This window comes from Profundibacter sp. (assembly GCF_056498605.1).
Genome location: NZ_JBSMEZ010000131.1, coordinates 1 through 14415 on the forward strand (window position 1 = coordinate 1; position 14415 = coordinate 14415).

A 14415-nucleotide genomic window follows, 5' to 3' on the forward strand; every position below is an offset into this window, starting at 1 on the left:
GACATCAGCCCTGACTCAGCCCGTAGCTCCGTTGAGTGCTCCATTGAGAAAATCCTTCCAATAATCAGAAAAGAAGGACTCGCAGATTACAAACTCAAACGTAAGGTGGGGCTGGGACACCGCTTACTGTAAATCTCACCCCAACCTCTCCCGCGTCTCAGCCACCAGCCCGCGCAGCGCCCCAGCGATCACCGTCACATCCGCGCCCACCCCTAGAAACGTCACCCCGATGTCGCGCATCTCAGCAAAGTCTCCGCCGCCGATGATGCCCGCCGCTTTGCCCGCCGCGCGGATGCGGGTTACGGCGTGTTTGATGGCAGCTGTCACTTTGGGGGCGCTCGCGTTGCCAGTATACCCCATGTCGGCCGACAAATCGGACGGGCCGATGAACACCACGTCTACCCCCTCTACGGAAGCAATCGCGTCGATGTTTTCAATCGCCAGCGCACTTTCGACCTGCACGATCAGGCAGATTTCATCGTTCGCGGTGGCAGGGTAATCCGTGATCGCGTTATAGCCCGAGGCGCGGATCATTGAGTTGGCCAAGCCCCGCACACCATCCGGCGGATACCGCACGGCGCGCACCATGGCGGCGGCCTGATCGGCCGTCTCCACCATCGGCACCATCACAGTTTGCGCGCCGATATCCAGCACCTGTTTCAGCAACCAGTCCTGACCAATCGGCACCCGCACCACAACGGAAGCATCCCCACCGCTCATCGCCTGCATCTGCGCGAGGATCAAAGGCACGTCATTCGGCCCGTGTTCACCATCAATCAGGCACCAGTCATACCCCGCCGAGGCAGCTATTTCGGCCAGCATCGGGTGGGCTGTTCCCAGCCACAGGCCGATTTGCATATCCCCGTTGGCGAGGGCTTTTTTTAGTCTATTTTCGGGGGCAGGCATGATCATTCTCCTTTTTCGACATCCTTGCTGCTCTTTATCGAATGGTCAACATTTTGCTGGACTTCCCTACGGGGCAAGCTACCTTAACGGCCATATTATAACATCTGGGAGAGAGACTTTATGAAACATCTATTTGGCCGTGTGGCCGTTGCTGCCCTTGCTGTGGCATTCGCTGGCGAAGCTATGGCGACAGAGTGGAACGTGTCAGTCTGGGGCAAGCGCCGTGCATTCACCGAGCACATCGAGAAGCTGGCCGAGCTGGTGTCCCAGAAGACCGGCGGCGAGTTCACCCTGAATATTTCCTACGGTGGTCTGTCCAAGAACAAGGAAAATCTGGACGGAATTTCGATTGGCGCGTTTGAAATGGCGCAGTTCTGTGCTGGCTATCACCGTGACAAGAACCCGACCATCACCGTGCTGGAACTGCCGTTCCTTGGCGTTGCCAACTTGGCTGAAGAGGTCGCCGTGTCTAACGCGGTTTACGCCCACCCTGCGGTTCAGGCCGATCTGGCCCGCTGGAACGCCAAGCTGCTGATGACATCCCCAATGCCGCAATATAACATCGTTGGCACCGGTGATCCGCGCAGCACATTGGCCGCGATGAACGGCATGCGGGTTCGGGCAACCGGCGGCGTTGGCAAAGCCTTCGCAGCTGTTGGCGCGGTTCCGACATCGGTAACCGCGACCGAAGCCTATAACGCGATGGAATCCGGCGTGGTCGACACGGTGGCCTTCGCACCCCACGCGCATCTGGCATTCCGCACAATCGACATTGCCGAATGGTGGACCGAGAACCTGAACCCCGGCACGGTGAACTGCCCTGTTGTGGTCAACATCGACGCCTATAATGCGCTGTCTGACAGCGAGCGCGAAGCACTTGACGGTTCGGTTGACGAAGCGATTGCGCATTACGTTACCAACTACGAAGAACTGCTGGTCAAATGGGACGGCATTCTGGAAGAAAAAGGCGTGAAACGCGTCACCATTTCGGACGACGACCTAGCGGCCTTCCGCGCTGCCGCTGCTGACCCGATCCGCAAGCAATGGATCAAGGATATGTCTGCCCAAGGGCTGCCTGCGCAAGAGTTGTATGATCTTGTGATGGATACGCTGAAGAAAGAGCGCATGTAGGCGACGCAAAGCGACTGTAAATGAATTGGGCCTGCCGTGGATGATCTGCGGCAGGCCTATTTGCAAAAATGGCAGCGCCCGACCGGGTGGGCGCATGGTCGGTGGGTGCCGCGGTTCCAGATTTGTGCATGAAGTGAAGGGGCGTAATGTTTCAGGGGATACGGTGGGTGTGACCAATCATCCAACTACGTCTTATTGCAGCAGATAAAAACCAAGCACATCTAGCCATATATAACCAAGCTCGTGCACCCAAACAACTCCCGCTTGTGCGAGAGCCTAAGTTCGATTAGCCATACTAATAACATAGCAGAATGTTCACTAAGGAAGTTTGGAGAGGCCACGTGGTTGAGCAAGAAACACAAAATGATGAGGGCGCGAGCAGTGGGGAAAAACAACTATTTTGCGAATGTGTCGATTGTAAATCACAAATCAAAAAAAACGCGAAAAAATGCGCGGTGTGCCATTCATTTCAGAACCGCAGCCGTCACTTTTTATCGTTGGCACCTGCGCTTAGCCTAATTGTAGCTATCATCGCCTTATTGCCTGCAACGGTAAACCTAGTAGTTTCATCTCTGTCTGACAAAAGCCCGAAGTATAGCGTTCTGTCTTTTTTCCCAGATAATATTGCGGGGCCAAACGGAAATATTTCGCAGCTGGTCGACTTTTCAATCAGCGCCCAAATCACTAATCTCTCGGAAGAGACTTTGATAGTTGATGATTCACTGCAATGTAGCACTCGTGAAGGTGTTACTTTTAGCGAAAAGAAATTCCCTTCCGAAAGTAATGGTGTTCCTACTGTCACCATCCTCGATCAGGCGGGTTTTGATTTGTACTTTGAAAATACTGTGAAAACAGTGATCCCAGCGCATTCCACACACACAGTTTCATGGAACGTTACTGACGAACAATATGTTGAATTGGAAACATGGCACACTAGGGAAATCGGGGAGGTGACTAAGTTTTCTGCTAGAGATTTAAAGTTATTCTACGATTCCATTCTTGCAGAGTTTTCCGACGCTAGAGAACTCAAGTCCTTTAAGGACTTCCCAAGAGGGGCTCAAATGGAAGATGGAAAGGTCATATCGTTCTTCTTGAACTTGGATTGTTCGTTTCTCCTTGAAAACTCGTTTTCAGAGCAACGGGAGGACCTACATCTAGAGTTCGTCTTTGAATTTTCCGGCGATCAAGGAACCTATCCCCGCTGGAGGATGGGGAAGAACATCGGGGGTGGTTTTGGCAATGGGTTTGGGAATGGTGCTGGTTAGAGTGAAAATTCTGCGGGCATAGGGTGGTCGCCAATCCACCGCTTCTTTATCAGGCTTGCGCCCATCCAACAGTAAATTGAAACCTCTACATTACATTATGAAGCGCGGTCCCGTGCGGGAGCGCACACAATAAAAATTGTTCTCACCACCTTGCCTCCCCCCCATTATCTGGCTATGTCACCCCAACAATAAACAGGGGGGATGCACATGGCCGGTGGCGCGAGTGTGCTGGAGGATGGCTCGACACTCAGCCGTCTGGACAGGAAACTATACAAAGTTGAACGCATACTGGCGCTGGTTAGCGGCATGGCGGTGTTTTCGCTGATGATCCTTGCCGTGGTGTCCGTTGGCGGGCGCAATTTATTCAACGCGCCCCTGCCCGGCTATGTTGACTGGATCGAACAGGTGATGCCGCTGATTGCCTTTATGGGGGTGTCCTATACCCAGCGCGACGGCGGCCATATCCGCATGGATATTCTGGTCGGAAAATTGCGCGGTCGGGCTTTGTGGCTGGCTGAATTTATCACCACGCTGGCGATGCTAATCCTGATGCTGGCGCTGGTTTACGGTGCGTTTTCACATTTCCTGCGCAGTTTCGATTTCGGTCGCCCGCTTTGGAGCAATGATTCATCAATCGACATTGCCATCCCGCTGTGGCCGGCCAAACTGCTGGTTCCGGTCGCGTTTTCGGTGCTGTCCTTACGGTTCATGGTGCAGTTGGCGGGGTATGGGCGGGCCTTCTGGCTCGGGTTAAGCGAACCTGTCGCGGTGCCGCTGGTTATGTCGGCGGCAGCACAGGCGGCCCAAGAAGCCGAACACGTCACGGATTACGATAAAGCGGGAGAATCCTGATGGATCCTATTGATATCGGGCTAGTCGTATCGGGCGGTATGCTGGTGCTGGTGGTGCTGGGCATGCGGGTGGCGTTTGCGGCGGGCATGGCGGGGCTTGTCGGGCTTGTCTGGATATTCTGGGCCAAATTCGGCTACGCGCCGGATCAATTCGGCAAGGCACTGATTGTGTCGATCAAGGTGGCGGGTCAAGTGCCCCACTCCAAGGTCGCCTCGCAAGCGTTGTCACTAATCCCGACCTTCATCCTGATCGGATACCTCGCCTATTACGCGGGCCTGACCAAGGCGTTGTTCGAGGCCGCCAAACGCTGGGTCGGTTGGGTGCCGGGCGGCATGGCGGTGGCGACGGTATTTGCCACGGCAGGCTTTGCCGCAGTGTCAGGCGCGTCTGTGGCGACCGCTGCGGTGTTTGCCCGTATAGCCATCCCCGAAATGCTCGAGGCTGGCTATAACAAACGCTTTGCTGCGGGCGTGGTTGCGGCGGCGGGCACCCTAGCCAGCCTGATTCCGCCCTCGGCGATCCTGGTGATTTACGCGATCATAGTGGAGCAGGACGTGGGCAAACTGCTGTTGGCCGGTTTCGTGCCGGGCGCGTTTTCCGCCTTGGTCTATACCCTGCTGATTATCGGCATGGCGGTCATCTGGCCCAGCGTTGGCCCCGCGATGAAGGGCTACACATGGGCCGAGCGGTTCAAATCCCTGCCCCCCGCCTTCCCGATCTTTTTCGTGGTCTTCATCATCGTCTTCTTCATCTATAACCCGTTTGGCGGCGACGCATGGGGCACCCCGACCGAGGGCGGAGCACTGGGCGCGTTCGTGGTGTTCACCATGGCAATGATGAAAGGCATGCGCTGGACCCAGCTCAAAGACGCGCTGATGGAAACCGCTAAACTCAGTGCGATGATCTTCACCATCATCTGGGGTGTTTTGATCTATGTGCGGTTTTTGGGCTTTGCCGATCTGCCCGGTGCATTCGCCGACTGGATCACCTCGCTGGAGCAATCACCGATGCTGACGCTGGTTTTTATCCTGCTGGCCTATGCGGTGCTGGGCATGTTCATGGACGCCATCGGCATGCTGCTGCTGACTTTGCCCGTGGTCTACCCTGCCGTGATGGCGCTGAACGGTGGCGAGTTTGTCTCGGCCGCCGATAGCGCCTTTGGTATGTCCGGCCCGATGTGTGCCATCTGGTTCGGCATTCTGGTGGTGAAAATGGCCGAATTCTGCCTGATCACCCCACCCATCGGATTGAACTGTTTCGTGGTGGCAGGGGTGCGCGATGATCTGTCTGTGCAGGACGTGTTTGTCGGCGTGACACCGTTCTTTATTGCCGATGGAGTTACCATCGCATTACTTGTGGCGTTTCCGTCAATCGTGCTCTGGCTGCCCAGCCTCGCCTCTTAATACAACTTTAATTTATACGCTAAACCCATTGGTTTTACACCGTATTAATTGATTTTTTCCATGAGATTGGAAAAAACATTGTTGATGTAAGTCTATGTTAACCCACGCCACCTAAACCAGTCCCAACGACCGATTGAGAACGATTGACAAGGGGATTTTTGGTGAAACGGTTTGGCAGCAGCAGCCATGGGGCTGTGCGATGACAGCAGTGCTTACATTACAGGAACGCCTTGATTTCGGGGCGGTGACGGCATTGAAAGCCGAAATTCTCGGCCAGGCGGGAAAAGATCTCGAGGTTGATGCCTCGAACGTGACCCATATGGGCACGCTGTGCCTGCAAGTCCTGATCGCTGCGTCAAACGATTGGGTTAGTGCGGGGCATAAATTCAACCTGACATCGCCCAGCGATACCTGCGTCACCCAACTCACCTTGCACGGATTTACCCCCGATACATTAACCGGAGTGGCATAAACATGAGCCTGAACATCCTAGCCGTAGACGACAGTCGCACCATCCGCGACATGCTGAACCTGACGATAAATCAGGCAGGCTTTACCACACATCTGGCCGAAGACGGAGTGCACGGGGTCGAGGTTTTGAAAGAAATGTCGCCCGCCCCTGACGCGATTATCACCGACATCAACATGCCGCGCATGGACGGGTTTGAATTTATCGTGGCGGTGCGCAAAATCGAGGCGTACCGCGCCATTCCTATTTTGGTGCTCACCACCGAGAGCGCGCCCGAATTAAAACAACGCGCCCGTGATGCAGGCGCAACCGGCTGGATCGTGAAACCGTTTCAACCGAAAAAACTGATCCGCGCCTTGCAAATGGTCACAGGGTAGGAACGCACCATGATGGATGATGATGACCCAATGATCGAAATCCGTGCGTCGTTCTTTGTTGAATGCGAGGAACTATTGGAATCCCTTCAAGACGGGCTCCAGATCATGGATGATGGCGCCGCGGATGATGAAACCATCAACATTGTTTTTCGGGCGGTTCATTCGATCAAAGGCGGGGCGGGCGCTTTTGGCCTCGATGATTTGGTGCGGTTCGCCCATCAGCTTGAAACGGTTCTGGACGGGGTGCGGTCGGGCAATATCACCGCCGATCGCAACGCAATATCGGTGTTTTTTCAATCCGGCGATATCCTCGCTGATCTGGTCCGCGCTGCCCGCGATGACACGCATCAGGACGAAACCCGCACCCAAGCCGTGCTGACCAATCTTGAAACCATACTGGGCCACAGCGCTGCGGACGAGCCCGAAGAAGAGATCGACGACTTCCAACCGATGACGCTGGCGCTTGATCTAGGACTGGATGATGCTTGTTCTGTTGATACTGATGCCGTTAGTGCCATCGATATCCCTATGTTCGAAGATGGTTATACCATCCATTTTGTCCCCGACAGCTCGCTTTATAGTTCAGGGAACGAGCCTCTGCACCTGCTGCGTCTGTTGCGCGAAATGGGGGATATACAGGTTATGTGTGACACCGCATCTATCCCTACCCTTACAGACATAGACGAGGAAAAATCCTATCTATCATGGACAATCCACCTGACCACAGATGAGGAGGAAGACGCGGTTCGAGAGGTCTTTGATTTCGTTGCGGATTTATGCAGCCTGACAATCACCAGCCCTCAGTCCGGCGGCGATGATACCCCGCCGCCACCGTCACCACCCGCGCCGCCACCCCTTGATGGCGCTCAGCCAACCTTGCCGCCACTCTCCACCATGGACAACCAGACGACCACCGGCGCAGAAACAACCAATAAGCACCCCGCAGCAACACCCGTTGTCAGCCTACCAGCCGTCCCCGCCAACCAAGACACACCCGCGCCAGCGAAATCCGCCGCCGCCAAACCCCCCCGTCCGACAGTTCGGGTTGATCTGGAGCGGATTGACCGTCTGGTGAACCTGGTCGGCGAGTTGGTGATCAATCAGGCAATGATTTCCCAAAGCGTTGCCGAGGCTGATCTTCTTTCCAATACGGCTGTAGCCGAGGGGCTGGATGAATTCATGCAGCTGACCCGCGACATTCAGGACAGCGTGATGATGATCCGCGCCCAGCCGGTAAAATCCCTGTTCCAGCGGATGAGTCGGATCATTCGGGAATCGTCCTCGATGATCGGCAAAACCGTGCGCTTAAAAACGATAGGTGATGAAACCGAAGTCGATAAAACCGTGATCGAGCGGCTGGCAGATCCGTTGACCCATATGATCCGCAATGCAGTCGATCACGGCGTTGAGGCACCGGCCGACCGCCTTGCTGCCGGAAAAGCCGAAGAAGGTATCGTAACCTTGAGCGCCGGACACCGCTCTGGTCGTGTCATTATCGAGGTTTCGGATGATGGTGCCGGTATCAACCGGCCTCGCGTGTTGCAAATCGCAATCGAGAAGGGGCTGGTGCAGGAAAGCGCCCAACTTAGTGATGGTGAAATTGACAACCTTCTGTTCATGCCCGGATTTTCCACCGCCAGCGAAGTTTCGGATCTATCAGGGCGCGGTGTCGGGATGGATGTGGTCAAAAGCGCAATCCTTGCCTTGGGCGGGCGCGTTACGATCCAGTCTGAACCCGGCAGCGGCACAACATTTACCATCAGCCTGCCACTGACTTTGGCAGTGCTGGATGGCATGGTGATTGATGTTGCGCAGCAGACACTTGTGGTGCCCTTGAACACAATCACCGAAACCCTGACCCTGACCGAAAATGACATCCGCGCACTCGGTCCTGAAACCAACGTGATCAAGGTGCGCGACACCTTTGTGCCGCTGCTTGATCTGGGGGCCGAGCTTGGTTATCGCACCCCGATGGACAGCTATATTGGGGCGATTGTTTTGTTGATCGCACAAGAAGACGGCACACATGCCGCTCTGGTTGTTGACGCAATTCAAGACCAACGCCAAGTCGTTATCAAAGGATTACAAGACACCTTTGGACGCGTCCCTGGCGTTGCCGCCGCAACCATCCTCGGAGATGGTAAGATTGCCCTGATCCTTGACCCTATAGATGCCATCGCCAATGCAAACGGCCGTACACGCTGCTCCCACGCCACCCTTCAACTCGCCGGATAAAACCCATGACCGATACTCAAGACAAAGCCCTAACCGCAGAAATTGAACTCTTGACGTTTCAGGTTGGAAAACAGGAATACGCCATTGATATCATGTCTGTGCGCGAAATCCGCGGCTGGAGCAAAGCAACACCCCTCCCCCACGCCCCAACATTTGTGCGCGGCGTCATCAACCTGCGCGGCACAGTTCTGACGATTGTTGATCTTGCCGAACGTCTTGGCATGGGACGCACCGAAGCGAGCGAGCGTAATGTCATCATTGTTGTTCACACCGGCAAGGAAACCGTCGGTCTGCTTGTCGACGCCGTATCCGACATTTTGGCAATCAATAAATCCGATCTGCAAGCGCCTCCAGAGATGTCTGCCGATAACAACCAGACCTTTGTCAGCGCATTGATGATTGCGGATGAGCGTATGATCAGAATCCTTGCCCTTGCCGCTGCATTGCCGGCTGAAAGCATGGAGGTTGCCTAGAGATGGGGTCATCAATCTCTAACTCTTCGAACATGAGTGACGCCGACTTTAAGGCCATTTCTGATATCGCCTACAAAGAAGCCGGCCTGGTTTTCCTCCCCGAGAAAGCGTCATTGGTTCAATCCCGCATTAACCGTCGGTTGCGTCAGCTGAAGATCAATAGTTTTTCCGAATACACCTCCTTTGTCGAATCAGAAGAGGGTCGCACCGAGCGGCGCAAAATGATTTCCTCACTGACTACGAATATTTCTAATTTTTTTCGTGAATCCCATCACTTTGACATTCTGCGAGAACAGGTCCTTCCTGAGCTTATGTTGCGGGCACGCAATGGGGGACGCGTGCGCATTTGGTCTGCTGGCTGCTCCACAGGTCAGGAACCATACTCGATCGCAATGACGTTGCTTGACCTTGCTCCCGATGCCGCCAATCTGGATGTAAAAATACTGGCGTCCGATATTGATCCGAATGTGATTGCGACAGCACAACAGGGATATTACGATATCAGATCACTTTGCGACATAGAGGATTCCTTGCAACAAAAATTTCTAACGCAGGTGGAATCTAATGAAAAACATGGGTTCCAAGTTACCGATCCTATCCGCAACCTAATTTCGTTTCGCGAGCTAAACCTGCTTTCCCGCTGGCCCATATCTGGCACTTTTGACGTCATATTCTGTCGAAACGTCGTCATTTACTTTGACGAGGCCACCCAGTTATCGCTCTGGCCCAGATTTGAATCCGCAACTGCGCCTGGCGGATGGCTGTTTGTTGGCCATTCCGAACGCTTTTCAGACAAACTTGAGACTGAATTTGTCACGGCCGGCCCGACTGCATATCACCGTCCACCCTCCACGAATCCTGTAAACTGAAGGGGAAAACCTATGGCACTACGAGACCAAATTCGCGTGATGGTTGTTGACGATATGTCGACCAGCCGCGGCCTGATCACACAAGCATTGGATTCCTATGGCATCCGCAATGTTGCATCGGCAGCCGACGGGCCTACAGCCTTGCAATCGATGACACAATCCCCAGTGCATCTGATCATATCAGATTACAACATGCCGGGAATGGACGGACTTCACCTATTGCATGCAATACGGCAAGGACCGCAAACAAAAGGAGCAGGTTTCATCTTGATTACAGGACGCGCAGACCGCGAGATTGTTGACAGAGGACGGCAGCTGGGCATGAATAATTTCTTGAAAAAACCTTTCACCCCTGCAGAGCTGCGATCCTGTATCGAAGCCGTCGTGGGCCGCTTATGAAAATCGAAAAGATCTGCTTGTCTGATTCCAGTAGTAATGAACCTGTTTTGGCACTTGCGTTGTTGTTCAGTCGCGTGGCCGGTGAGTTGTGTGAAATGACAGATACTTGCAAAAATGTCGAAGAGGCACTGGGTGCCATTATCGGCACACCTGACAGGCCAATCGATCAGCCGATCATTGCTTTGCAGGGACTGGACAGATTGCGTCAAAGTCTTGAAGATCTTGCTCGGTTGTCTAATCTTCTTGCACAAACAAAGGCATTTTCGGCAGATACTATTTCAACCCAGACAGTCCGTGATAATATAGTTCTCGAAGGGTTAGCCGCGCGGCTTACCCGATCAGAAGACATACTGAACAAAATGGTTGAAACCGAACAAGATGTGATATGGACTTAGGGTAACACGTTAATATAGTATCCAGAGTGAATATGCCGATCTAGCTATACAACCACTGTTGCGTCAGTTCCTCAAAACAGTTCAATATCGTTGCTCACCTTAATCTTCGGCAAAGCTTCCGCCTCTTCTGGGAATTCGACCCGCCCTAGCATTTTTTGGCGTGCCCTCCCTGAATGCGGCCAAAATTGAATGCGCCGTGCCTGTTCTCCACCCAAACTCTGGCTCAGACAGGAAATGCCTTCTGCCTGTAGGAAAGAGAAAACAAACTCTCCATTCTTTAGGCCGACATCCGAGAACCGGGATATCATTTTCCCGCCACCAAACAGTTTGGCTTGCAGGCGGCTTTTCACTCCCCCCTGTTTTATGATGGCATTGATCAGAAGTTCCATTGCATTCACTCTGGAGCCAGCATAATCCGTTGGCCTTTTATTATCATGGGGCACCAAGATATGGTTCATTCCGCCTACACCTGCAACTGGATCCCAAAGGCAGGCGGACACGCACGAGCCCAAAATCGTTGTGATCATAGCATCCTCGGTAGACGCTGTTGCAAATTCGCCCTGCGTGATATGTGTCGTATTCATGATCCTGCTTCCCTGTTATTTCACTCACTTTGTACAGGCATCAGAAATCTTCCCAATCACTTTCAACTTGAGACATCACAGCCGTTTCGGTCGCAGCACCGCTGTTCAATACAGGAGCTGCACTCATTACTGGCTGGCGTTCTAGGTGGATAGCGTCTTCTCGTGCCGGTTGGAAATTTGCGGCTACTACATTGTTGTCTAGGGAACCTATCTGGAATCTGGACATTGTATCGGAAAGTGTCTCGGCTTCTTGTGTCAATGCATGACTGGCCGCTGTGGTTTCTTCAAACATTGCCGCATTTTGTTGCGTTACCTGATCCAGCTGGTTCACAGCAGTATTGATTTCAGCAAGCCCCGAGGATTGCTCATTTGCAGATATTGCAATCTCGGATACGTGGTTTGAAATATTAGAAACCGATTCAAAAATCTGGCCCAAAGCCTCGCCAGCTTGACCAACCAAGTCAACACCGCGCTTCACATGTTGGCCGCTTGCGGAAATCAGGTCATTAATTTCGCGGGCGGCATCGGATGACCGTTGCGCCAAGGCCCTAACTTCGGAAGCAACAACCGCAAAGCCTCGCCCAGCTTCTCCGGCACGCGCCGCCTCGACACCGGCATTGAGCGCCAGCAGGTTGGTTTGAAAGGCAATATCATCAATCACACTGATAATCCTTGAAATCTGGCTTGAAGATGCCTGGATTTCACCCATAGCGTCAACAGCTTCCCGCACCACTACACCGCTGGATTCGGCATTTTCTTTTGCGTCAGAGACGACCTGATTAGCCTGCTCTGCCCCGTCGGCTGCAGACCGGACACTGACCGTTAACTCATCCAAGGCGGCGGCGGTTTCTTCTAGGGTTGCAGCCTGCCGTTCAGTGCGACGCGACAGGTCATCAGCAGCATTGCTAATATCTGATGCCTCGCCCCGAATGGATTCGGCATTATCAATCACCCCCAGCATCGCTTCCCGCAATGTTGCGACAGCCCCATTGAAATCATTGCGCAACTGCTCATATTCCGGTTTGAACATGGTGGTGATTTCCGCTGTCAAATCACCATCTGACAATTGGTGCATACCAACCGTCAATGCCTCGACAACTTCTGTCTGGGCTTGCTCTTGCGCAATCCGCTTTGCCTCGGACTCTTCCATCAGAAGCTGAGCCTCGGTTACATCATTACCGACAAGAAGGATACGGATAATATCGCCGGATTTGCCTTGCACAGGACTAAATGCCCCCTCCAGAGTGCCATCAGTGCCCCCGCCTGCATCAACAAGAAACTTGCCCACGACGGATTCACCATCAACCACCCGATCCCAGACCGTGCCGTTTTCTTGCGCCAGTTTAGAATCGAACTTTACCAGCTCTGGCAGTTTTTTGCCAATTTGGCCATTGTCGACGCCGCCGGTTAAATTCAGAAAGTTATCATTGGCAACCAGAAGGGTTCCATCCGGGGCAAATTCGGCTTTTGACTGGTTTTCTTCAATGGCTTTCAAAACCGCATCATTCATCCGCGCCAGCGTGACGTCATTCCATTCGACAACACATCCAAGCTGCTCTCCTTCACCATCAAGAACCGAATTGATATCCAGCGAAAACCTGGCATTTCCGACAGGTATTTCAGCATGAAACGGCAGATTGGCAGGGTCATTTAGCAAATCCCTGACCCGTCTCGGGACCGCGTGGAAAATATCCATATTGTACCCAATGACTTTGCCTGCATCAAACGCCGGATTTACCTTTTTGAACTGGTCTTCATATTCAACAAACAGTTTTGACATCGATCCATTGACCAGTTTGATGGTGAAATCCTGATCGACGATCATTAAGCCTGCAGATGTGCCTTCAAAGGCTGTGCCCTTGAACAGGGTTTCTGCGACCCCTTCTTCGGAATCTTTCAGTTTATTTCGGAATTCTTCTAGAACCGATGCAATTTCACCAATTTCATCCCCACGGTTTGCGGCAGGAATTTCAACATCATATTCTTCTTTTGCCACCAATTTCATTGCCTTGCCAACATCTGCAAGCGGTCGCCCGACACTACGTGCAAGGAATATCGAAATAAGGGCCGTGAGGACGGCAAGCAGACCACCCTGCATCAGCATCTTGTTACGCACAGATACAGCAGGTGCAAACAACTCGGATGTTTCTTGTTCGGCAATTATTGCCCATGTCAGATTTCCGATTTGCATGGGGGCGTATGCGGCCAGCACTTCTTCACCAAGAATGTTAGTGCTGTTGGCCACCCCAGTTTGACCGGACAGGGCCAAATCAACGAGCTCTGGATCGATAACGAGATTTGCATTCTCATTTGTATCACCGTCCAGTGAGCTAAGTCGTGGGTGGTAATCTTGTCCCACAGCCATTGTAACGCCGGTTTTTCCCAAACCATCATAAGCATCGAAAATTGCGCTGACCGTCTCGGTTGATACCTGAATGGCATAAACGCCCATAACCGCCCCATTGACAGACAGGATAGGGGCCGCCATGAACCCTGCATAATCACCATTACTGGGCCCATAAGGTGCCAGATCAACAAAAGCTGTTTCATTCGCACCCAAGGTTAATGCCTGCCGATAAGCATATCCCAAACCCGTATCTTTATGCTCCCCCGTGACAAAGTTTGTCGCAAAATCCGGTTCTTTCATGATCGAATAAAGCAGATTCCCTTCCAGATCGAACAAGAAAATATCATGATACGAATAGCGTTCGAGCAAAGCCTGGTAAACTGGATGTCTGCGGCTGTGCCTGCGCGAATAATCGGTTGTGGCAACGATAGCACTCAATACAGACGGCTCGTTTGTTCCATCTTGGACCTCAGGCTTGAAGTTGTTCTTTAAGAACGCGCTTTTATCCCCGGGCAGCGAAACCCAAGCGCCGATAAATTCGGTGATCGCCCGTCGAGTGGAGGGGCTACTGGCTTGCGTGATGACTTCGTTTGATAGGGTGTCATACCAAACAGATACGCTTTTCGTGCGCGTTTCAAGGGCGACCTGCAGCCGCGTTCTGGCCGCATCATCCAGCGTGGTTTTGGCGTTATAATACGCCAAAACCCCCA

General features: G+C 53.0%; 14 protein-coding genes. 11 read left to right on the plus strand and 3 right to left on the minus strand.

The genetic code is table 11. The features are described 5' to 3' along the window. Positions 1–135 precede the first annotated feature (135 nt). A complete protein-coding gene (locus ACWB12_RS13080; RefSeq protein WP_479530534.1) occupies positions 136–906 on the minus strand; it encodes an HpcH/HpaI aldolase family protein in 771 nt (256 codons plus the stop codon). A gap of 120 nt (positions 907–1026) precedes the next feature. On the opposite strand from ACWB12_RS13080, the gene ACWB12_RS13085 reads away from it, so the two are divergent. The 11 genes from ACWB12_RS13085 to ACWB12_RS13135 all read left to right on the plus strand — a co-directional run bounded on the left by ACWB12_RS13085 (position 1027) and on the right by ACWB12_RS13135 (position 10774). Further along, positions 1027–2037 (plus strand): C4-dicarboxylate TRAP transporter substrate-binding protein, encoded by a 1011-nt coding sequence (locus tag ACWB12_RS13085; protein WP_479530535.1) that lies wholly within the window; start codon positions 1027–1029, stop codon positions 2035–2037. A 341-nt stretch (positions 2038–2378) separates the two neighbouring features. Continuing rightward, positions 2379–3302 (plus strand): hypothetical protein, encoded by a 924-nt coding sequence (locus ACWB12_RS13090; RefSeq protein WP_479530536.1) that lies wholly within the window; start codon positions 2379–2381, stop codon positions 3300–3302. A 207-nt stretch (positions 3303–3509) separates the two neighbouring features. Next, entirely contained in the window at positions 3510–4154 is a 645-nt protein-coding gene (locus ACWB12_RS13095; protein ID WP_479530537.1) for a TRAP transporter small permease subunit, read from the plus strand. Further along, positions 4154–5557: a TRAP transporter large permease gene (locus ACWB12_RS13100; protein WP_479530538.1), complete on the plus strand. Its 1404-nt coding sequence runs from the start codon at positions 4154–4156 to the stop codon at positions 5555–5557. The genes ACWB12_RS13095 and ACWB12_RS13100 overlap by 1 nt, the downstream gene beginning before the upstream one ends. 199 nt (positions 5558–5756) lie before the next feature. Then, complete coding sequence (locus ACWB12_RS13105; RefSeq protein WP_479530539.1) at positions 5757–6029, plus strand: STAS domain-containing protein; 273 nt, start codon at positions 5757–5759, stop codon at positions 6027–6029. Positions 6030–6031: 2 nt separating this feature from the next. Next, the gene (locus ACWB12_RS13110; protein WP_479530540.1) at positions 6032–6403 is read left to right on the plus strand and encodes a response regulator; all 372 of its coding nucleotides are present in this window, start codon (positions 6032–6034) and stop codon (positions 6401–6403) included. A 9-nt stretch (positions 6404–6412) separates the two neighbouring features. Continuing rightward, entirely contained in the window at positions 6413–8638 is a 2226-nt protein-coding gene (locus ACWB12_RS13115) for a chemotaxis protein CheA (protein WP_479530541.1), read from the plus strand. 5 nt (positions 8639–8643) lie between these two features. Then, positions 8644–9111: a chemotaxis protein CheW gene (locus ACWB12_RS13120; RefSeq protein WP_479530542.1), complete on the plus strand. Its 468-nt coding sequence runs from the start codon at positions 8644–8646 to the stop codon at positions 9109–9111. A gap of 32 nt (positions 9112–9143) precedes the next feature. Further along, entirely contained in the window at positions 9144–9980 is an 837-nt protein-coding gene (locus tag ACWB12_RS13125; protein WP_479530543.1) for a CheR family methyltransferase, read from the plus strand. A 12-nt stretch (positions 9981–9992) separates the two neighbouring features. Beyond that, on the plus strand, positions 9993–10379 hold the full coding sequence (locus ACWB12_RS13130; protein WP_479530544.1) for a response regulator: 387 nt from the start codon (positions 9993–9995) through the stop codon (positions 10377–10379). After that, positions 10376–10774: a hypothetical protein gene (locus ACWB12_RS13135; RefSeq protein WP_479530545.1), complete on the plus strand. Its 399-nt coding sequence runs from the start codon at positions 10376–10378 to the stop codon at positions 10772–10774. Before ACWB12_RS13130 ends, ACWB12_RS13135 begins: the two co-directional genes overlap by 4 nt. A gap of 71 nt (positions 10775–10845) precedes the next feature. Here the strand turns inward: ACWB12_RS13135 and ACWB12_RS13140 are convergent, their stop codons facing one another. Then, complete coding sequence (locus ACWB12_RS13140; protein ID WP_479530546.1) at positions 10846–11358, minus strand: chemotaxis protein CheD; 513 nt, start codon at positions 11356–11358, stop codon at positions 10846–10848. Positions 11359–11398: 40 nt separating this feature from the next. Then, positions 11399–14415: methyl-accepting chemotaxis protein (locus tag ACWB12_RS13145; protein WP_479530547.1), on the minus strand; the 3017-nt coding region annotated here is incomplete at its 5' end.

What these genes read in the sequence shown, in the direction of transcription:
- ACWB12_RS13080 (WP_479530534.1), bottom strand. Translation starts at nt 906, where the DNA reads ATGCCTGCCCCCGAAAATAGACTAAAAAAAGCCCTCGCCAACGGGGAT.
- ACWB12_RS13085 (WP_479530535.1), top strand. Translation starts at nt 1,027, where the DNA reads ATGAAACATCTATTTGGCCGTGTGGCCGTTGCTGCCCTTGCTGTGGCA.
- ACWB12_RS13095 (WP_479530537.1), top strand. Translation starts at nt 3,510, where the DNA reads ATGGCCGGTGGCGCGAGTGTGCTGGAGGATGGCTCGACACTCAGCCGT.
- ACWB12_RS13100 (WP_479530538.1), top strand. Translation starts at nt 4,154, where the DNA reads ATGGATCCTATTGATATCGGGCTAGTCGTATCGGGCGGTATGCTGGTG.
- ACWB12_RS13105 (WP_479530539.1), top strand. Translation starts at nt 5,757, where the DNA reads ATGACAGCAGTGCTTACATTACAGGAACGCCTTGATTTCGGGGCGGTG.
- ACWB12_RS13110 (WP_479530540.1), top strand. Translation starts at nt 6,032, where the DNA reads ATGAGCCTGAACATCCTAGCCGTAGACGACAGTCGCACCATCCGCGAC.
- ACWB12_RS13115 (WP_479530541.1), top strand. Translation starts at nt 6,413, where the DNA reads ATGATGGATGATGATGACCCAATGATCGAAATCCGTGCGTCGTTCTTT.
- ACWB12_RS13120 (WP_479530542.1), top strand. Translation starts at nt 8,644, where the DNA reads ATGACCGATACTCAAGACAAAGCCCTAACCGCAGAAATTGAACTCTTG.
- ACWB12_RS13125 (WP_479530543.1), top strand. Translation starts at nt 9,144, where the DNA reads ATGAGTGACGCCGACTTTAAGGCCATTTCTGATATCGCCTACAAAGAA.
- ACWB12_RS13130 (WP_479530544.1), top strand. Translation starts at nt 9,993, where the DNA reads ATGGCACTACGAGACCAAATTCGCGTGATGGTTGTTGACGATATGTCG.
- ACWB12_RS13135 (WP_479530545.1), top strand. Translation starts at nt 10,376, where the DNA reads ATGAAAATCGAAAAGATCTGCTTGTCTGATTCCAGTAGTAATGAACCT.
- ACWB12_RS13140 (WP_479530546.1), bottom strand. Translation starts at nt 11,358, where the DNA reads ATGAATACGACACATATCACGCAGGGCGAATTTGCAACAGCGTCTACC.